General features: G+C 68.1%; 18 protein-coding genes. 3 read left to right on the top strand and 15 right to left on the bottom strand.

Annotated features, from left to right (window positions below):
• Positions 1-211: 211 nt before the first annotated feature.
• The 12 genes from FBZ89_RS12605 to FBZ89_RS12660 form a co-directional block, all read right to left on the bottom strand.
• On the bottom strand, positions 212-622 hold the full coding sequence (locus FBZ89_RS12605; protein ID WP_145750310.1) for an anti-sigma factor: 411 nt from the start codon (positions 620-622) through the stop codon (positions 212-214).
• Complete coding sequence (locus FBZ89_RS12610) at positions 612-1307, bottom strand: sigma-70 family RNA polymerase sigma factor (protein WP_186457324.1); 696 nt, start codon at positions 1305-1307, stop codon at positions 612-614. Before FBZ89_RS12610 ends, FBZ89_RS12605 begins: the two co-directional genes overlap by 11 nt.
• A 215-nt stretch (positions 1308-1522) precedes the next feature.
• A complete protein-coding gene (locus FBZ89_RS12615) occupies positions 1523-1903 on the bottom strand; it encodes a flagellar export chaperone FliS (protein ID WP_145750312.1) in 381 nt (126 codons plus the stop codon).
• An 80-nt stretch (positions 1904-1983) separates the two neighbouring features.
• Positions 1984-3693 carry a flagellar filament capping protein FliD gene (gene fliD, locus FBZ89_RS12620; RefSeq protein WP_145750313.1) on the bottom strand — a complete coding sequence of 570 codons (1710 nt, stop codon included), beginning with the start codon at positions 3691-3693 and terminating at the stop codon, positions 1984-1986.
• A 78-nt stretch (positions 3694-3771) separates the two neighbouring features.
• Positions 3772-4599: a flagellin N-terminal helical domain-containing protein gene (locus tag FBZ89_RS12625; RefSeq protein WP_145750314.1), complete on the bottom strand. Its 828-nt coding sequence runs from the start codon at positions 4597-4599 to the stop codon at positions 3772-3774.
• Positions 4600-4740: 141 nt separating this feature from the next.
• Positions 4741-5655: a flagellin gene (locus tag FBZ89_RS12630; protein ID WP_145750315.1), complete on the bottom strand. Its 915-nt coding sequence runs from the start codon at positions 5653-5655 to the stop codon at positions 4741-4743.
• An 11-nt stretch (positions 5656-5666) separates the two neighbouring features.
• Positions 5667-7403, bottom strand: coding sequence for a flagellar hook-associated protein FlgK (gene flgK / locus FBZ89_RS12635; protein WP_145750316.1), 1737 nt, complete (start codon positions 7401-7403; stop codon positions 5667-5669).
• A 14-nt stretch (positions 7404-7417) separates the two neighbouring features.
• Positions 7418-7945: a hypothetical protein gene (locus FBZ89_RS12640; RefSeq protein ID WP_145750317.1), complete on the bottom strand. Its 528-nt coding sequence runs from the start codon at positions 7943-7945 to the stop codon at positions 7418-7420.
• The gene (locus FBZ89_RS12645) at positions 7942-8304 is read right to left on the bottom strand and encodes a hypothetical protein (protein WP_145750318.1); all 363 of its coding nucleotides are present in this window, start codon (positions 8302-8304) and stop codon (positions 7942-7944) included. Before FBZ89_RS12645 ends, FBZ89_RS12640 begins: the two co-directional genes overlap by 4 nt.
• Before the next feature lie 13 nt (positions 8305-8317).
• Positions 8318-9589 (bottom strand): flagellar hook protein FlgE, encoded by a 1272-nt coding sequence (flgE, locus tag FBZ89_RS12650; RefSeq protein ID WP_145750319.1) that lies wholly within the window; start codon positions 9587-9589, stop codon positions 8318-8320.
• A gap of 61 nt (positions 9590-9650) precedes the next feature.
• Entirely contained in the window at positions 9651-10310 is a 660-nt protein-coding gene (locus FBZ89_RS12655; protein ID WP_145750320.1) for a flagellar hook assembly protein FlgD, read from the bottom strand.
• A 170-nt stretch (positions 10311-10480) separates the two neighbouring features.
• Positions 10481-10759, bottom strand: a complete 279-nt coding sequence (locus tag FBZ89_RS12660) for a hypothetical protein (RefSeq protein WP_145750321.1) — start codon at positions 10757-10759, stop codon at positions 10481-10483.
• On the opposite strand from FBZ89_RS12660, the gene FBZ89_RS30865 reads away from it, so the two are divergent.
• Positions 10758-12449: a tetratricopeptide repeat protein gene (locus FBZ89_RS30865; RefSeq protein WP_186457325.1), complete on the top strand. Its 1692-nt coding sequence runs from the start codon at positions 10758-10760 to the stop codon at positions 12447-12449. The two genes, FBZ89_RS12660 and FBZ89_RS30865, sit on opposite strands and share 2 nt — an antisense overlap.
• Before the next feature lie 101 nt (positions 12450-12550).
• Here FBZ89_RS30865 and FBZ89_RS12670 read toward each other — a convergent pair whose 3' ends face one another.
• The 3 genes from FBZ89_RS12670 to FBZ89_RS12680 all read right to left on the bottom strand — a co-directional run bounded on the left by FBZ89_RS12670 (position 12551) and on the right by FBZ89_RS12680 (position 14857).
• Positions 12551-13141 carry a MarR family winged helix-turn-helix transcriptional regulator gene (locus tag FBZ89_RS12670; protein WP_186457326.1) on the bottom strand — a complete coding sequence of 197 codons (591 nt, stop codon included), beginning with the start codon at positions 13139-13141 and terminating at the stop codon, positions 12551-12553.
• Positions 13142-13334: 193 nt separating this feature from the next.
• Entirely contained in the window at positions 13335-13544 is a 210-nt protein-coding gene (locus tag FBZ89_RS12675; protein ID WP_040849967.1) for a cold-shock protein, read from the bottom strand.
• A 296-nt stretch (positions 13545-13840) separates the two neighbouring features.
• Entirely contained in the window at positions 13841-14857 is a 1017-nt protein-coding gene (locus tag FBZ89_RS12680) for a patatin-like phospholipase family protein (protein WP_145750323.1), read from the bottom strand.
• Positions 14858-15050: 193 nt separating this feature from the next.
• On the opposite strand from FBZ89_RS12680, the gene FBZ89_RS12685 reads away from it, so the two are divergent.
• Together FBZ89_RS12685 and FBZ89_RS12690 are read left to right on the top strand one after the other, a co-directional pair.
• Positions 15051-15779 (top strand): fumarylacetoacetate hydrolase family protein, encoded by a 729-nt coding sequence (locus tag FBZ89_RS12685; protein ID WP_145750324.1) that lies wholly within the window; start codon positions 15051-15053, stop codon positions 15777-15779.
• 141 nt (positions 15780-15920) lie between these two features.
• Complete coding sequence (locus FBZ89_RS12690) at positions 15921-17768, top strand: ABC transporter ATP-binding protein (RefSeq protein ID WP_246172157.1); 1848 nt, start codon at positions 15921-15923, stop codon at positions 17766-17768.
• The last annotated feature ends 18 nt before the right edge of the window (positions 17769-17786 follow it).

The following is a 17786-nucleotide window of genomic DNA, read 5'->3' on the forward strand; positions in this document are numbered from 1 at the left end:
TTGCCGACGTCCGCGCGTGCAAGGGATCGTGGCGTTTAAAACGACCACCCGGCAAAGCCCGGCGCCAAAGGCGCGGGCTCACCTTCCTCCTCCCAAATTGGGGTTCCATATCCGTCCGGATGCCGTCACGGCGCGACCGGGCGCGACGGGGCATTCCACCGACCGGCCAGTGGCGAGAGGGCCGGCGGGTGGCGCCCCGAGGCGCCGGGGATCAGTCGCGATGGGGTTCGGGGACCTGCCGCCGCCCACGGGCGGGCGGGATCTGATCCGTGTCGCTGTTGGCGGCGGCGGACGATGGCGGCTGGGCGGGGGCCGCCCCGGAAGACCCAAAAAAAACGGACGTGGACGCGCCCTGTGCCGATGCCGGGGCGGGCGGCTTCCAATCCTTGAGCGCTGCGCCCATCAGCGTCCGCTCCACCCGCTCCAGCATGCCGGGCGGCGGTTCCAGCTCTGGCGCGTCGGCGGCGATCATCGCCTCCAGGCGGCGCATCTCGCGCACGCGCGCCCTGGCCTGGGGGGAGGCCCGCAGCAAGGCCGTGACGGCCCGCTGGTGCTCGACCGGCCAAGCGCGTAGCTGGGCCCCGTACTGGCACAGCAGGTCGTCGAGTTCCTCAGGCGTCATCAAAAGCATCCCGGGGCCGTATGGCGGTCTTGCGGAAGGCGGTGCGAAGGCGCTGGCGCGCGCGTTTCAACAGGGCTTCCGCCGCCACGACGGTGGTGTTCATAGCCGCCGCCACTTCGGCGGCGGACATCGATTGGTCGTAATATAGGGCCAGCGCCACCTGCTGACTAGCTGGAAGTCGTTGCCGCGCTGTGTGCAAAACTGTGGCCAATTCCTTTTCCAGGACGATTTCATCAAAGCTTTGACTGTCGTCCATGATGTCTTCGGTCAGTTCCAGCGTGTTTTCCGCTGGCCGACGCCGATAATCGATACAGCGGTTGATGACGATGCGATGGATCCAGGTGGTGAACTTGGCGCTGATGGGCTGCCAGGTCTCGCGGTGGTTCCACACCTGCAGGAAGGCGTCCTGCACCACGTCCTCGGCGTCGCTGTCGTTGGGCAGGATGCGGCGGGCCACGGCGTACAGGCGGCGGAAGTATCGGCGGATCAGCAGGCGGTAGGCATCGACGTTCCCCGTCTTCAACAGGGCCATCAGCGTCTCGTCCGTGGCGTTGGCCAGGTCGCCGCCGTCCAGGATGGGCGACAGCACGGTCAGGGCGCCCGCGTCCCGGCCCCGTGCGTCCAAGGTCCCGGGGTTCAGGACCGCGCCGGCGGGGCCGCCGCGTGAGTAAGGGGAGCTTGTCATCGTCACCGCCATCTCTTCTTTTGGCCCCCCGGGGCCGCTGCCGCCGCCCCTGGGTTTTCATTGCTCGACACGCCTTGCCCGAAGGCGGTCCCCATGTCCCCGGGCCCCATCCAACGGTCCCGCGCGCCCCGCGCGGACCTACGGACGGTGTACGTTAAACGGGGCGGAAGCCCGTCGGTTGTTCCCCAAAACGGCATACCCTGGCCGCATATTCCTCAATTCTTGGGCGGCTTCGCCCACAGCCGCCGGTGCAGCGCCAGGCGCTCCTGAATGCGGCGCACCCGGCCGGGCACGTCGCGCCCGCCCGCCGCCCGGCCCAGCGCCAGGATGAAGGCCCCGTACAGCTGGCTCAGCGCCTTGCCGCTGGGGCCGCCCACCTGGTTGGTCATGACCACCTGCAGGCCGGTGTAGATGCGGATCGCATGCACGATATCGGCGTGGAAGCGGTCGAACTGGCCGGCGGTGGCGTGGCGCTCGGCCGAGGTGCACAGCTGCAACGCCCGATCCTGCAGCGCCTCCACCAGCTTGTGGGGGGGCAGGGTCTGCTTGGCCGATCCGTAGGCGCTGGAGGCGCGCTGGAACGCGGTTTGGTTCATGGCCGCTCTTTTCACTTTCTGGAGGGGAAGGGTAGGGTGCTGGGGTCCCTCCGGCCGGCGCCGGCGGGACCGCCGGCGCGTCAACTGTTGCTGTTGCTGGCGTCGGAATACGCCTTCAGGGTCTTCAGCAAGGTGGCCGCCGTCTGCGCCTGGGCTTCCAGCTGGGCGTAGTAGGTGGCCAGCTGGGTGCCGTAGGCTTCCGCCTGGCTGCGGATGTCGTCCGCCTTGCTGGTCAGATCCGTGTCGTAGTCCGTCAGCGTGTCGATCTGGTTCTGTAGGGTGCCGCTGTCCGTGTCCCCTGCATTGTCCGAGGTATTGTAGATGAGGTCGGCCAGCCCGCTGCTGGTGCTGACGCTGACCGTCTGGTTCTGGGATCCCAAGTAGACCAGCGTCATCCCTGCATATGCCGTGCCATCCTTGCCGATGATGCGGGTGCCGCTGATGGTGAACAGGGAGGTGTCGCCCCCGACGCCGGCGGACGCGATGCTGCCGTCCTCGTTCATGGTGATGTCCAGGTTGAAGTTCAGGCTATCGGTGCTGTCGGGGGAACGCAGCATCGACAGCTCGGTCGAGGAGGTGGAGTAGTTGAAGCCCAGCAGGGTCTCCAGATCGTCGAGATTGTCGCTGAGCGCGCTGTCCAGCGTGGTGCTGTCGATGGCCAAGGTGTTGTCGCTGTTGAAGGAAAGCCCCAGGGACGAGATGGAATAGGTGCCGTCGGTCAGGTTCAGGGCATTCTGCAGCGCGGTGGAGATGGACCGCACCTGGCTATCGGCGAACAGCACGGCGGAACTGGCCGGGCTGCCGTCGGTGGCCGTGGCCTGCTGGGTGGAGATGAAGTTGCGCACGGCGTTGTAGGCCGTGACGAAGGTGGAGATGCCGCTCTTGATGGCGCTCAGATTGGCCGTCAGCTCCATGGTGATGGTGGAGCCGGTGCCCGTGCCGCTGTCGTAGTCGCTGGAATAAAGGTCCAGCGTCACGCCCGACAGCACGTCGCTGATGACGTTGCTGGTGCGCTGGATGTCGATGCCGTCGACCTCGATCTCCGACCCCTGCGCCGCCGTCAGCTCGTCGGCATAGCTGCCGTCGCTGTTGGTGACGCCCAGCGACGTCAGGATGCCGCTGTCGTCGTTGCTGAATTCGATGGCCTTGCCGGTGTCGTTGGCCGTCAGCACCAGTTCATAGGCGCCGTCGGACACCTGGATGATGCTGGCGGAGATGTCGGTGCTGCTGGTCTGCTTGTTGATGGCGGCGGCGATGTCCTTGAGGCTGTCGGTGCTGGCCACGCTGATGGTGGCGGTGGACCCGTCGGCCAGGCCCAGGCTGAAGGTGCCCGACAGGTTCAGGGCGCCCGTCTGGCTGGTCTGGGTGCCGCTGCCCAGCTTTTCCGCCGTCGCCAGCTGCTTGATGACGACGGTGTGCGTACCGGTGGCGGTGCCGTCGTCCACCGATACGCCCAGCATGTCGTCGGCGGAGACGCTGGAACTGCCGCCCGACAGATAGGCCGTGCGTTCGGAAAACAGGTTGGTGCTGGCGCTGTCGACCGGGTTGGACAGGGCCTCCGCCGCCGTCGCCAGGGTGTTCAGCAGCGTCTGGAAATTCTCATAGGCCGAGATCTTGGACTCGTTGTCCGAGATTTCGCTGTCGATGGTGTCGGCCGGCGCCTCCTTCGCGGCGACGGCCGCCGCGACCAGGGCGGAATAATCCAGCCCGGTGACGGATGACGCGGATGAGGACGTGCTGGCCGTCGACGAACTCGACGTGCTGCTGCCGATGGTGGACACCGATGTCATGACTTGCCCCCTGGACTTACCCTTTCACCCCCTTTGGGAAACGGGGGACGCCCGGCGAGGGGCGCCCCCGTTCAGTCCTTACTGCAGCAGCTTCAGCAGCTCGGACGGCAGTTGGTTGGCCTTGGCCAGCGCGTTGATGCCGGCCTGGACCAGGGTGTCCTCGTTGGACAGCTTGGTCTGTTCCGACGCCACGTCGACATCCATGATGGCGGACTGGGCCGCTTCCTGGTTCTCGATCGAGGTGGAGATCATCTCGCCCTGGTATTCGAAGCGGGAGATCTGGGCGCCCACCTTGGCGCGGGCGGTCGACAGCGCGCTGATGGCCGACTTGATGGTGGTGATGGCCGAGGTGGCCCCGTCGGAGGTCGAGACGCTGGAGCCGGTCAGGCCCAAGGCGCTGCTGTCCACCGTGGTCAGGGTGATGGTGATCGTGTCCGTGGTCGCCGTGCCCACCAGGAAGGTGACGCCCGAGGACCAGGAGCCGGTGCCGTCCAGCAGGCTCTGGCTGTTGAAGCGGGTGCCTGTGGAGATGCTGTCCACTTCGTCCGTCAGCTGCTGATATTCGGCGTCGATGTAGCCGCGCTCCGTATCCGTCACGGTGCCCGAGACGGATTCGGTGGCCAGCGATTCCATGCGCTGCAGGATGTCGGAGATGCGGGCCATGCCGCCGTCCGCCGCCTGCAGGATGGATTCGCCGTTCGAGGCGTTGGTCGACGCCTGGTTCAGCATGGTGACGTCGGACTGGATCTTGGTGCCGACGGCCAGGCCGGCGGCGTCGTCCGACGCCTTGGTGATGCGGGAACCGGACGCGATCTTGGAAACCGAGGACGCTTCCGCCTCGGAATTGGTGTTCAGGTAACGCAGGGCGGAATTCGCCGCTGTGTTGGTGGTGACGACAGGCATCATGGACCTCCATGTGGTTGGCGAGAGGTTCGTGGGGCGGCCGCCTTTTGCGGCCGGGCCGTACTCCCCCTCACACGGTTCAACGGCAGGTCAGATGAAAGCGGGCGCACTTTTTTTCGCTATTTTGCGAAAAGTTTTGAGTCGTCACAGGTAGTTCACGAGACTCATTTTCTGTGAGGCGGCAATAGCCTGCATCGTCGCTTCTAATGATGTCTGTAGTGTCGTCACCGTTGTTGACACTTCTGCCAGATCGACACTTTTCAAGTCGCTACTTTGTGTGGTGGCGAAGGAATTTATATCGGATAGATGGCTCGACGCCTTCTGTATTCTCGACGACGTGTCCGACAATGTTTGACCGATGTCGCTCAAGCCGTCGGATGCGTCGTTCACCAGGTCCAACGCGGTGGTGAGCGCGGTGTCGTCCAGCGGGTTGGTGTTGCTGACCATATTCAAGGCCCGCATCAGTTTCTCGATGGACGGGTCGTCGGCGGTGACGCCGTAGCTGACGCTCTGGGTGGACGACAGGCGCACCGTGGCCAGGGTGTCGTTGCCGCTGTAATAGCTGGTGTTGGCGCTGCTGGACGATGTCTGCGCGGGGTAGGTGGAACTGTCCACCGACACCGGCGCGTGGTTGGTGTCGCTGCCGCCGAACAGGTATTGCCCGCCATAGGTGTCGTTCAGGATGGACGCCACATCCTTCAGCCAGCCCGACGCCTCTTCCTGATAGGTCGACCGGCTGGACTGGTCGGTGGACATGGCCTCGCTGATGGCCGTCTTCAGGCTGGTGGCGATGCTGGAGATGCTGGTGATGTCGGAGGAGATGGCGTCGATCTTGGTGACGGCGTTGTCGGCGTTGGTGATCAGGGTGTTGGAATAGCTGACCTCGCTTTCCAGGTTCACCAGCAGCTTGACGTTGCCCCCGGCGGTGGACAGGCCGGCGTAGGTGGTGGACTTGGCGCTGGTCGATTCCTGCACCTCCGCGCTGTTCAGCGCGGATTCGTTCTTCAGCATGTACTGGACCAGGGCGTTGTGCGCGCCGGCGGTCGATATCCGGTTCATCGGTGGGCCCCTCAGTTGACCATCTCGATGGTGGCGGTGAACATTTCCTGCAGCGTCGACATGATCTTGGCGGCTGCCTGGTAGGCCTGCTCCAGGGTCGAGACCATGGCCGTTTCCTCATCCAGGCTCACCCCGGACTGGGAGCTGAGCGCCGTGGTGGCGTCGTCCAGGCTGGAACTGGCGGTGTCGGCCTTGGTGCTGGCGGTTGACGCGGCGGTGGCGGCACTGCTGATGATGGTGGAGGCATAGCCCGACAGGGTGGTCGTGGCCTTGGCCAGGCCACCGGCGCTGCTGAAGCCCTGTGTGCCGGTGAAGGCGTCCTCCAGCGCCGTGATGGTGCTGACGTCGCCCGAGGTGATGGCGCTGTCGCCCACGGCCAGGCTGTTGCTGTTAGACAGGGTGCCGGTGGGCAGCAGCGAACTATCGGCGCCCAGGCTCTTGTTCACCGCGATGTCGCTGGCGCCGGTGCCGGTCAGCACGTCGTTCAGCCCGAAATAGAGCGAGGCGCCCTCCTTGTCGGTGCCGATGCTGCTATTCATCTCGTTCACGGCGATGCCGTCGCTGCTGTCGGCGGCGGCGATGGTCAGGTGGCCGTCGCTGGTGATGCTGGCGGTGAAGGTGCCGCTGGCGTTGATGGTGTCCAGCAGGTCCTGCACCGTGGACACCCCGCTGAGATCGACGTCCAGCACCGCGGCCGCGTCGTCGCTGCTGTCCACCGCCACCAGGCGCAGCGTGCCGCTGGCCGACAGGCTGTCGCTGGCGCTGACGGTCGCCGTGCCGGTCAGCGAGGTCGCGGCCGGATAGCTGGTACCCTGGTTGGACACGGTGTTGACCGTGCTGATGATGGTGCTGGCCAGGTTGTCCAGGCGGGTCTGCTGGTCCACCAGCGTGTTGTCGCGCAGGGTGATCAGGGCGCCGATGGCGCCGGATTTCACGCTGCCGGTGATGTCGCTGCCGTCCACGCTCAAGGCGCTGAAGCCCGTGGGGTAGGTCGTGCCGGCGCCGACGCTGCTGGCCGCGGTGTAGCTCAGCGTGTGCGCCGTGCTGCCCACCAGCACCTGGCCGGAGGTGGTCGATACCTGCATGGCGCCGCTGCTGTCCACCGTGTAGCTGACACCCAGATAGCTGGACAGGGTCTTCAGCTGGGTGTCGCGCTGATCCTCCAAATCGGCGGTGGATTGGCCGGCGGCCTGGGCGGCGACGATCTGCCTGTTCAGGCTGGCGATGGTGGTGATGGCGGTGTTGGCCGAATCCACGTCGCTGGCGATGTCGCTGTCCGCCTGGGCCCGCAGGCTTTGCACTGTGCTGGATGCCCCGGAGATGGTGCTGGCCATGGTTTCCAGCGCCGTGACGGTGGACGCCTTGTCCGTGTCGGTGCCGTTGCCGGACGCCAGCGTGGATAGGTCGCTGGTCACACTGTCGATGACGTCGGCGATGGAGGTGCTGCCCGACACGGTGCCGTAGGCGCTGTCCACATCGGTCATGTAGCTGCTGAGCGTGCTGGCCTGGCTGTTGGCCGAGGTGGAGGACACCACCTGGCGCAGCAGATACTGGTCCACGTCGCGCGTGACGCTGCTGACGCTGACGCCGGACGCCTGGCCGTTGACGGTGACGGCGGTCTGGTTGGCCGTCTTCTTGGTGTAGCCGTCGGTGCTGGAATTGGCCGTGTTGGCGCTGGTGACGGTGATGGCCGTCTGCGTCGCGGTCAGGGCGGATTGGGCGATTGCGCCGGCGGTGCGGAGCGACATGGGATGGCGTCCTCTCAGGCGGTGAACTGCACGCAGTGGCGCGCCTGGTGGGCGTCCACGCGCACCTGGCGGCCGCGCGCGGGGTAATAGCCCCGCACGTCCTGCGCCCGTTCCCGCGTCACGTGCAGCAGGCCCTGCAGGCGCGAGCGCCGGCCTTTCAGCTCCGCCGCCATGCCGGCCTGCAGCGCCGCCATTTCCGCCATCAGGCCCTGCAGCTGCGGCGCCCAGTGCCGGCCGGTGGCGGCGCGGCCCTGGCCGCCCTTCTGGGCCGCCACCTGGGACAAGGTCACGCGGGCCACGGCCTCCGCCTCGCGCAGGTGCTTCAGGGCGTCGTACATGGCGCGCCGCCGCTGCAGGCTGGCCTCGGGCTGGGCGGCGGCGGCCTGGAAGGCGGCGAAGGCCTCGATCAGCGCCACCGGGAACTGCGTGCCGCCGGGCGGAGGGGCCGGCAGGATGGGGGCCGTCTCCGGCACCGGCTCCGCCACGGTGATGGCGGGCCCCGCGGCCGGAGTGGCGAACAGGCGGGAAAGGAAGCTGGTCATCGCGTACCCCGGCGGCAGGAGGGCAGATAGGCGTTGCTGAGCGCGCGCGAATAGAGCGTCAGGGCCTGGGCCCGCTGCTGCTGCACCTCGATCAGGGGGCGCAACTCGGCCAGGGCCTGTTCCAGGCGGTCCTGGTAGCGCATCAGGTCGTCGATCAAGGCCAACTGCGCGGCGCGACGGATATTGCCGCCCACCCTCACGCCCGGCGTGAGGGCGGAGCGCACGGCGGCGTTCAGCCGCTTGCCCTCGCGCAGCAGGCGGTCCAGGCGCGTGGGATCGAAGACGGAAGATCCGGGGGCGGGGCTGTCCGCCGCCGGCTGGTGGATCGACTGGGCCAGGAGGGGGGCGTAGTGGTTCATGGCCGGTTCCCCCTCACCGCTTGGCCTGCAACAGGGTGTCCATCATGTCCTGTGCGGTGGACACCACCTTGGCCGCCGCGGAATAGGCCTGCTGGGCATAGATCATGCGGCTCAGCTCGTCCGATGTATCGACGTTGGAACTTTCCAGCGACTTGGACTCGATGATGCCGGCCCCGTCGCTGCCCGCCTCCTTCAGGGAGTAGGCGCCCGATGCCGTTGACTGGGCGTAGGTCTGGCCGGAGACGGCGGTCAGGCCATCGGCGTTGGCGAAGGTGGCGACCGGGATCTTGTAGACCGTCTTGGACTGGCCGTTGTCGAAGTTGGCGACGACGCTGCCGTCGGTGTTGATGTCGACGCTGCTCAGCGTGCCCTTGGCATAGCCGTCCTGCTTGGGTGTGCCGGTGGTGGTGACGCTAGGCGTGGTCGACCCGCTGGCGTACTGGGTGATGGACCCGCTGCCGCTGTTCTCGCCGTAATCCAGGGTGATGGTGCTGTCGGTGGCGCCGCTGCTCCACCCCGTGATGCTCAGTTGCATGTCGGTGGTGGGGGAGGCCAGCGAGCCGTCGCTGTTGAACACCAGGCTGACGGGCGTGCCGCTGGTGGTGCCGGTGACGGTGGACCCATCGGTGGCCGACACAGGGTTGGAGGCGTCCAGCTCCCAGGTGTTGGTGCCGGTCTTGCTCCAGGTCAGGGTGACCGTGCTGCTGTTGCCCAGGCTGTCGTACACCTCGGTATCGGTGGTGTAGCTGCTGCCCACCGTGGCGTCGGACGGCAGATTCAGGCTGCTGGTCACCTTGGTCGTCGCCTTGGGCGAGCCGGAGATGTTGTCGAGGTTGATCTTTTCCAGGCTGGCCGTGTCGCTGCGGTTGGTGGCGAGGATGTTGCCGCTGTCGTCGGTCGCCCAACCTTCCAGGTAGAAGCCCTCGGTGTTCACCAGGTTGCCGCTGTTGTCTTCGCTGAAGCTGCCGTCGCGGGTGTAATAGGACTGGCTGCTGCTGCCGTCGTTCACCACGAACATGCCGTTGCCATCCAGCGCCAGGTTGGTGGTGACATCGTTGGAGGTGATGTCGCCCTGGCTGCTGACCGACTGGGTCGTGCTGGCGGTAACGCCGCCGTAGTCGGCCGAACTGCTCTGACTGTCGGTCAGCAGGGCGGTGAACGACGTGTCGGTCGCCTTGTAGCCCGTGGAGGACGAGTTTGAGATGTTGCTGGAGATCGAGGTGAACGCCTTGGACTGGGCGTACAGGGCCGAGGTGGCGGTGTTCAAGGCGCTGAAGATGCTCATTGCCGTGTTTCCTTGCGGGCGAGGCGGCGGTGCGGCCGGAAGCTGGGAAGGTCGTTGTGGATCAGAGGATTGACGTCACGTCGTCCATGGCGATCTCGTAACTTCCCAGCGTCAGCTTGGCCGTGCCGGTGGAGGTGTCGACGCCCGTGACCTTGCCGACGCCGTAGGCGCTGACGCTGCTGGCGGCGCTGTCGGTGGTCGCGGTGATGGACAGGGTGTAGGTGCCGGAGGTGGCGGTGCCGCCATCCGTCTCGGTGCCCTTCCAGGTGATGTAGTTGGTGCCGGCGCTGGTGCTGCCCGTGCCGGAGTAGACGACCTTGCCGCTGCTGTCGCTGACCGTGTAGCTGACGCTGTCGGCCTCCGACGGCAGGGTATAGCTCCAGACGGCGGAACCGTCCTGCATCGGCGCCTCGTCGCTGTCGGTCGACACCGTCTGGCCCAGGTAGCTATAGGCGGGGTAGCTGCTGGTGAAGCTGCTGAGCGAGCTGCTGATGCCATCCAGATAGGTGTTGGTCGCCTGCTGCGCCTCCAGGCTGGACATCTGCACCAGCTGGGTGGTGAAGGTGCTGGTGTCCATGGGGCTGGTCGGATCCTGGGTCTCCAGTTCCTTCAGCAGCAGCGTCAGCATGGTCGTGAAGTCGCCCAAGGTGCTGGAGGACGACGATGACGAAGTGGTGCCCGTCGTGCTGCTGCTGGAACTGGTGCTGCTGACCGTCGTCATGACCCGACCTCTCCGTCCGCCGCCGCTTCCCCGGACCCTGGAATGGGACCTCGGGCCGGAATTGGCTTTCGATCGGTTCAACGCCGGCCTTCACAGAAGCGGGCGCACTTTTTTTGACGGTTCCAAAAAAAAGTTCCGGGCCATGAAGTCGTCGGCCGGCTTATATGCTTTCAGTCCGCTTGGTTAATCTCAAACAAGAAGACTTTCAGTATTTGAGTGGGCAGAAATTTACTGGGCATGTATTGCCGATCGGCAATTTCTTCCTGGTGGGCCTGCCGCCTTCGCGGCGGACGTTCGCAAAAATGGCGGAAATCCTCGGGTTTGCGGATCCGGCCTTCGTTGGGGTGCCCGGCAGATTTTACCCACCCGCGCCGGGCCTCCTCCAGGTCCGGCGACGGCTTGCCCGCCGCCGCGCGTGGGGGTAGGGCATGGATGATGAGGGGCGGCATGCCTGAAAACCTGACACGACCGCGCAACGATGAGCGGGGTGGCGACGCCCCCCCGACGGGTGAGGCGGCGGGGGACGACCCGTCCCTGGCCGCGGCGGCTTCCCTGCTGGCGGCGGGGCGGGCGGACGCGGCCTGGGTGCTGTGCCGCCCGGCGCTGGCGGCGGGCGCGCGCACGCCCGGCTGGCTGGCGCTGGCCGGCCGCGTGCTGCTGGCCCTGGACCGACCGGCGGCGGCTGAGCCCGTGCTGGCCCTCGCCGCCGCCACGGCGCGTCCGGATGAGGCGGCGGACCTGGGCCTGTTCACCCTGTGGGGCGTGGCCCTGCGCCGCCTGGGCCGTGTGCCCCAGGCGGAACCTGTGCTGCGCATGGCCCTGCGCCTGTCACCCCGGGACGCCCTGTGCCACAGCAACCTGGCGGCGGTGCTGCGCGCGCTGGACCGGCTGGCGGAGGCGGAGGATGCGGCCCGCGCCGCGCTGACCCTGGACCCCGGCCTGATCAACGGCCACGTCAACCTGGCGTCCATCCTCCTGGCGCAGGGCCGCCCCAGCCTGGCGCTGGCCGCCAGCCGCCGGGCCCTGGCGGCCGAGCCGGCGCAGGCGGAGGCGCTGTACACCCAGGCCGCCGCCTTGCAGGCGCTGGGCGATTTGCCGGGCGCCGCCGAGGCCTGGGCGGCCGGCGTGCAGGCCCATTCCACCGATGCCCGCCTGGTGTTCGGCCGGGCCAACCTGGACCTGGCGCGGGGGGATCTGGCCGCCGGCTGGGCCGGCTACGCCGCCCGCCTGGCCGCCGAACCACAGCGCTTCCGCGCCGTCCCCGACCTGCCGGCGTGGCGGGGCCAGCCCCTGGACCGCCCCCTGCTGATCTGGCGGGAACAGGGCCTGGGGGATGAGTTGATGTTCGCGACCTGCTACGCCGCCGCGATCGCGGCCGCCGGATCGGCGGTGGTGCGCTGCGACCCCCGCCTGGTGGGCCTGTTCAGCCGGGCCTTTCCCGGCGCCCAGGTGGTGGCGGAGGCCCGGGGTCAGGAGACGGGGGGCGAGGGGGCCGCGCCGGATCCGGTGGAAGGCCGGGCCGTGGCCCAGGCGGCGGCGGGCTCCTTGCCCGGCCTGCTGCGCGGCCACTTGGCGGATTTCAGGGGGGCGGCGGGTTACCTGCGGGCGCGGGACGATCTGGTGCCCCCCTGGCGGCGGCGCCTGGCGGATCTGGACGGGGATGGGCCACGCACCTTGAAGGTGGGCCTGTGCTGGCGCAGCGGCCTGGCCGTCGAAAGCCGCGCCGGGCGGCAGTCGGATCTGGCGGACTGGACGCCCCTGCTGGCCTTGCCGGGGGTTACCGCCATCACGCTGATGTACGGCGACACGGAAGGGGAGCGTGCGGCCCTGCGTGCCTTGGCGCCGCGCCATTTTGCGGACCTGGACCAGCGTGACGACCTGGACGGGCTGGCGGCCTTGCTCTCATGCCTCGACCTGGTGGTTACCGCGCCCACCGCCACGGGTGAGCTGGCCGGCGCCCTAGGGGTGCCGGTGTGGCGACTGGCGGGGGAACTGGATGTCACGTGCCTGGGCACGGGCGCGCGGCCCTGGTTTCCCAGCATGCGCGTCTTCCGCACCGGGGCCCGCGACCGCCGGGACGTCATCCATGACATGGCGGGCCAGGTCGCCAGCGGCATGAGGCTTGGCCTCGTACCGTAGGACGCGACCGCGTCCGCCGCGATGGAGTCCGCCGCGATGGAACCGACGGCGGCACAAAGCACGCCCCGGCATCGGCTGGGGCGTGCTTTGGCGGCGCGTGCTCAGGACGCGTGGCGCAGGGCGTGCGGCCGGTCGGCGTAGGGGCGCACATGCTCCGCCCGGCGGGACCGGTCACGGATGATGCGCAGGGCCTCCAGCAGGGTGCGGCGCTGGTGGCTGTCCAGGTCGGCCAGCAGCAGGTCGTTGACCGACTGGCGCAGCGGCTGCAGCCGGCGCAGCACGGCCAGGCCTTCCGGCGTGGCGGACAGCAGCTTGCGGCGGCGGTCGCTGGGGTCGTCCTCCTGCCGGATCAGGCCCTTGCGCAGCAGCTCCGTCACCGTGGCGCTGATGTGCGGACGGGAAAGGCCGCGGGCGGCGGCGATCTCGGACGAGAAGATGCAGCCTGGGCGGCCCCCCTGGCGATCCAGGTCGGTGCCGGCGTAGGCGTCGGCATGCGGGTCGTTGGCCGGCTGGGTGGGGCCGTCGTTGAAGTTGCGGTCACCCGCCACGTTCATCAGCACGGTCCACTGCGGCGCCGTCAGTCCGGCCTCTTCCAGCAGGGGCTCGCTGTGGCGCACCAGGGCGTTGGCCACGTCGATGACACACAGCGCGATGGCGTCTTCGGCGCGGAAATGGGCAAGGGCGTCGGGCATGGAATGGAACCCCCACATAACTGTTTTCACGCCCCCACCATGATCCCTCCGACCCACCCCGGCATTGACCAGGATCAATCACGCGCCGCCTTATCCAAAGGGAGTGGTTCAAAACAAAACGGGCGGCCGTCCGGGGGCGGCCGCCCGTTCTGAAATCAACCGTGAGCGGGGTCCCGAAGGCCCCCGCGGGGGATCACAGCGTGCGCAGGTTGCCGGCGGCCGACTTGCCCTTGCGGGGGTCGTGCTGCAGGTCGAAGCTGACCTTCTGGCCCTCGTTCAGCGAGCGCAGGCCCGCCTGTTCGACGGCGCTGATGTGCACGAACACGTCGGCGGTGCCATCTTCCGGCTGGATGAAGCCGTAACCCTTGGTGCTGTTGAACCACTTAACGGTGCCGATAGACATGGTGTCTCCTTAGACGGGTAGTTCCCGGTCCAATGTCGCCCGGCCGCGGGTATGCGACGGCGGGCATCAAATCATGACGGGAGCGAACCGGTGGACCGGGCAGGGCTCCGCGACAAATTCGATGCCATAGTCATGGAATCCAACTCGCCCGAGGACAAGCAAGAAAATCTGAACAATACTTAAAGTGATTGGCGAGCTGTACTGATGGATGAGGAGAGCCAGTGGCCGTATATGACCTTTGGCCTTTCGGATGAGGGGGGTACGCCGCCACTCACCCGGTGGATGGTTGGCGGATATTAAGATGCCATTCGCACCGGGATGCCGAAGACGCGCAGGGCCTCGCGCAGCTCGGGCAGGGCGCGCTCCACCACCGCCTTGCCCTCGGCGATGGCCTCCTCCGCCCGGTCGAATTCCAGCAGGCCGATGTGGCCCAGGCGCGGCTTCAGGTGGATGTCCGGCGGCTCGCCGGCCAGGCGGGACCGGGTGATGCGGTCCAGCGCGATGCCCAGCGAGGTCGCCATGACGCCGAACATGCTGGGCCCCTCGTACTTGGGCGGCTGCGGCCGGGCGCGGCGGGATTGCAGGAAGGTGGATAGGAATTCGAAATTATGTTTCTGCGGCACCTCGCCCCCCAGGTCCGCCGGCGCCTCCATGTCCTCGGTCGCGGGGGCGGCGTCGGGCGGGGCGGCGGCGCCCGCCTCGCCATCATGGCGGCCCCGGGTGCGGCCGATGATGTCGGCGTTCAGATCGACGGCCACCACCATGGCGGCGCCCATGGCGCGGCAGGCGGCCACGGGCACGGGATCGACCAGGGCACCGTCCACCAGCCAGCGGCCATCGACATGGGACGGCGGGAAGATGCCCGGCATGGCGTAGGAGGCGCGCATGGCCTCCACCACCGAGCCGCGGCGCAGCCACACCTCCTTGCCGGTGGCCAGGTCGGTGGCCACGGTGATGAAGGGGCTGGACAGGTCGTCGAAGGTGGCGTCGCCCAGGTGCTGGTTCAGCTCGGCCAGCAGCTTCTCGCCGCCGATCAGGCCGCCGCCGCTGCGCAGGCGCAGGTCCAGCAGGCCCAGGATGCGCATCTTGGTCAGGTTGCGCGCCCAGTGCTCCAGCGTCTCCAGGTGGTTGCCGAGGTAGACGCCGCCCACCAGCGCGCCGATGGAACAACCCGCCACCACGTCGGGGTGGATGCCGTGCTGGGCCAGGGCCTGCAGCACGCCGATGTGCGCCCACCCCCGGGCGACGCCACCGCCCAGCGCCAGGCCTAAGGTGGGGCGGGGGGGATGGCGCTCAGGATGGCGGTCGGGCATGGCGATCTACTTTCTGCAGGCGGGGACGACACTGATCTAGGGGGCGGGTCCGGCGGGAACAGCGTACCGGCTTCTGTTAGACGGTGAAAGTGGCACGGGATGGGCCGGCTTGGGGGCGAAATGGGGCCGGGCTGGCGCGCGTGCGCCGCTCTGCTATGGTGGCGGCCCTTGCCACCGCCCGGATGACCAGGCCATGACCAGCGCGCCCCGGCTTCTGTTCCCCGTTCCCCAGCCCACCGTGCCGGTGGCCGGGCCGGCAGGGGGGGATGGTGCCGTCTTCCCCGTGCATCGTATCTATTGCATCGGACGCAACTACGCGGCGCACGCCCGCGAAATGGGCTCCGACCCCGCGCGGGAGCCGCCGTTCTTCTTCCAGAAGCCGGCCGACGCCGTGCAGGTGGTGATGCCGGGAACGGTGGCGGACCATCCTTATCCCACGCTGACCAGCAACTACCATTATGAGGTGGAGCTGGTGGCCGCCATCGGCTTGGGCGGCCGGAACATTCCGGTGGACCAGGCGCTCACCCACGTTTTTGGCTATGCCGTGGGCCTGGACATGACCCGCCGCGACCTGCAGCGCGCCATGGGCGACATCAAGAAGCCGTGGGAGATCGGCAAGGCCTTTGACCACAGCGCCCCCATCGGCCCGCTGCACCCCGTGTCCCAGGTGGGGCACCTGGCCGCCGGCGCCATCACCCTGGCGGTGAACGGCGAGGTGAAGCAATCCTCCACCCTGGACCAGATGACCTGGAAGCTGGCGGAGCAGATCGCCAACCTGTCCCAGGCCTTCGCCCTGCAGCCCGGTGACCTGATCTTCACCGGCACGCCAGAGAATGTGGGCCCGGTGGTGCCGGGCGACCTCATCACCGCCCACATCGACGGCCTGCCCGGCCTGTCGCTGCGCATCACCGACCGGGTGTAAGGGCGGGGGCGCCGGCCAGGGTGCGCCGGGCAAGGGGGGCGCCGGCCGGTTCTGGCTGGCGGGGCCGCCTTCGTGCTAAGCATGGCCCCGTCTTTTCCCCTGCCGGGCGCCCGCGCCCGCAGTCCGAGGTTCGCCGGTCCCTTGTCCAAGAAGCCTAAGCCCCAGCCGCGACACACCGCCACCCTGCCCCTTGTGAAGCGCCTGGCCGGCAACTACCTGCGGCCCTATATCGGCATGGTGCTGCTGGCCAGCGTCCTCATCGCCATCAATGCCGGCAGCTCCGCCGTGCTGGCGCAGAAGCTGGTGCCCCTGATCGATGAGGTGCTGAGCGGCAAGAACCCCGGCTATCTGCGCACCTTCGCGGTCATCGTCTTCGCCACCTTCGTGGTGCGCGGCTTTTCCGGCTATTTCTCGGCCGTGCTGATGAACAATGTCGGCCAGCGGCTGGTGGCGGCGTTGCAGAAGCAGCTCTACAACCACCTGATCAAGGCCGACCTCGCCTACCTGCACTCCCTGCCGTCGGGCCAGCTGGTCTCCAGCCTGGTGAACGACGTGAACCAGGTGCGCCAGGGCACGGCGGAGGTGTTGACCAACTACGGCCAGAGCGTGCTGACGCTCCTTTTCCTGGTGGGCGTGATGTTCCAGCAGGATTGGCTGCTGGCCACCATCTCGCTGACCGTGGTGCCCTTCACCACCGTCATGCTCAGCCGCATGACCGGGCGGCTGCGCCGGGTGGCGGGGCGCACGCAGGCGGCACTGGGCACCTTCGCCAGCATCCTGACCCAGACGTTCCAGGGTGCGCGCCATGTGAAGGCCTATGGCATGGAAGAGTATGAGATGCGGCGCGTCGCCGGCATCGCCGACGATCTGCGCAAGCTGACCAACAAGTCCTTCCGCGTCTCCTCCTCCCTCATTCCCATCAATGAGGTGCTGAGCGGCGTCATCTTCGTCGGCGTCATCATCTATGGCGGGCTGGAGGCGGCGGCCGGGCACAGCACCGCCGGCACGCTGACCAGCTTCACCGGCGCCTTCCTGCTGGCGTTCGAGCCGCTGAAGCGCCTGTCCAAGCTGCAGACCCAGCTGCAGGTCAGCCTGGCCTCGGCGGAGCGGGTGTTCGAACTGCTGGACACGCCGCCGCGCATCGTCGACCGGCCGGGCGCCGCCGACTTGGCGGTCGCCTCCCACGCCATCAAGTTCAATGACGTGCGTTTCGCCTACCAGGACGGCACGGTGGCGCTGGACGGCGTGTCGCTGGAGGTGCCGGCGGGCAAGACCGTGGCCCTGGTGGGGTCCAGCGGGTCGGGCAAGACCACCATCCTGAACCTCATCCCCCGCTTCTACGACGTGACCGGCGGCGCCGTCACCCTGGGTGGCCAGGACATCCGCGACGTGACGCTGGCCTCGCTGCGCAGCGCCATCGGCCTGGTCAGCCAAGAGACGGGGCTGTTCGACGACACCGTGCGCGGCAACATCGCCTATGGCCGCGTCGGCGCCGCGCAGGAAGAGATCGAGGCGGCGGCCAAGGCGGCGGCGGCGCACGACTTCATCCTGGGCCTGCCCCAGGGCTATGACACCCGGGTGGGCGAGAATGGCGTGAAGCTGTCCGGCGGCCAGCGCCAGCGCATCGGCATCGCCCGCGCCATGCTGAAGAACGCCCCCGTGCTGCTGCTGGACGAGGCGACCTCGGCCCTGGACAGCGAGTCCGAGCGGCTGGTGCAGGACGCCCTGCGCCGCTTGCAGCAGGGGCGCACCACCCTGGTCATCGCCCACCGCCTGTCCACCATCGTCGATGCCGACCGCATCTATGTCATCGATGGCGGCCGGGTGGTGGAGTCCGGCACACATGACGAATTGCTGGCGCTGGACGGCGCCTACGCCCGCTTCCACGCCCTGCAGGCCGGCGGCGGCCACGGCCCAGTGGTGGACGGCCCGGCGGAACTGGACGCCTCGACCGTGACGGCGGCCGGCGCCCTGTCGGCGGCGGGCTGAACCGATGGGAACGGGGTG

Origin of the sequence: Nitrospirillum amazonense, assembly GCF_007828045.1 — a bacterium.
In the GTDB taxonomy this organism is placed as follows: domain Bacteria; phylum Pseudomonadota; class Alphaproteobacteria; order Azospirillales; family Azospirillaceae; genus Nitrospirillum; species Nitrospirillum amazonense_C.

Bases quoted from the DNA above. Each gene is read 5' to 3' on its own strand.
- FBZ89_RS12605 (WP_145750310.1), bottom strand. From the start codon at position 622: ATGACGCCTGAGGAACTCGACGACCTGCTGTGCCAGTACGGGGCCCAG.
- FBZ89_RS12610 (WP_186457324.1), bottom strand. From the start codon at position 1,307: ATGACAAGCTCCCCTTACTCACGCGGCGGCCCCGCCGGCGCGGTCCTG.
- FBZ89_RS12615 (WP_145750312.1), bottom strand. From the start codon at position 1,903: ATGAACCAAACCGCGTTCCAGCGCGCCTCCAGCGCCTACGGATCGGCC.
- fliD (WP_145750313.1), bottom strand. From the start codon at position 3,693: ATGACATCGGTGTCCACCATCGGCAGCAGCACGTCGAGTTCGTCGACG.
- FBZ89_RS12625 (WP_145750314.1), bottom strand. From the start codon at position 4,599: ATGATGCCTGTCGTCACCACCAACACAGCGGCGAATTCCGCCCTGCGT.
- FBZ89_RS12630 (WP_145750315.1), bottom strand. From the start codon at position 5,655: ATGAACCGGATATCGACCGCCGGCGCGCACAACGCCCTGGTCCAGTAC.
- flgK (WP_145750316.1), bottom strand. From the start codon at position 7,403: ATGTCGCTCCGCACCGCCGGCGCAATCGCCCAATCCGCCCTGACCGCG.
- FBZ89_RS12640 (WP_145750317.1), bottom strand. From the start codon at position 7,945: ATGACCAGCTTCCTTTCCCGCCTGTTCGCCACTCCGGCCGCGGGGCCC.
- FBZ89_RS12645 (WP_145750318.1), bottom strand. From the start codon at position 8,304: ATGAACCACTACGCCCCCCTCCTGGCCCAGTCGATCCACCAGCCGGCG.
- flgE (WP_145750319.1), bottom strand. From the start codon at position 9,589: ATGAGCATCTTCAGCGCCTTGAACACCGCCACCTCGGCCCTGTACGCC.
- FBZ89_RS12655 (WP_145750320.1), bottom strand. From the start codon at position 10,310: ATGACGACGGTCAGCAGCACCAGTTCCAGCAGCAGCACGACGGGCACC.
- FBZ89_RS30865 (WP_186457325.1), top strand. From the start codon at position 10,758: ATGCCTGAAAACCTGACACGACCGCGCAACGATGAGCGGGGTGGCGAC.
- FBZ89_RS12660 (WP_145750321.1), bottom strand. From the start codon at position 10,759: ATGCCGCCCCTCATCATCCATGCCCTACCCCCACGCGCGGCGGCGGGC.
- FBZ89_RS12670 (WP_186457326.1), bottom strand. From the start codon at position 13,141: ATGCCCGACGCCCTTGCCCATTTCCGCGCCGAAGACGCCATCGCGCTG.
- FBZ89_RS12675 (WP_040849967.1), bottom strand. From the start codon at position 13,544: ATGTCTATCGGCACCGTTAAGTGGTTCAACAGCACCAAGGGTTACGGC.
- FBZ89_RS12680 (WP_145750323.1), bottom strand. From the start codon at position 14,857: ATGCCCGACCGCCATCCTGAGCGCCATCCCCCCCGCCCCACCTTAGGC.
- FBZ89_RS12685 (WP_145750324.1), top strand. From the start codon at position 15,051: ATGACCAGCGCGCCCCGGCTTCTGTTCCCCGTTCCCCAGCCCACCGTG.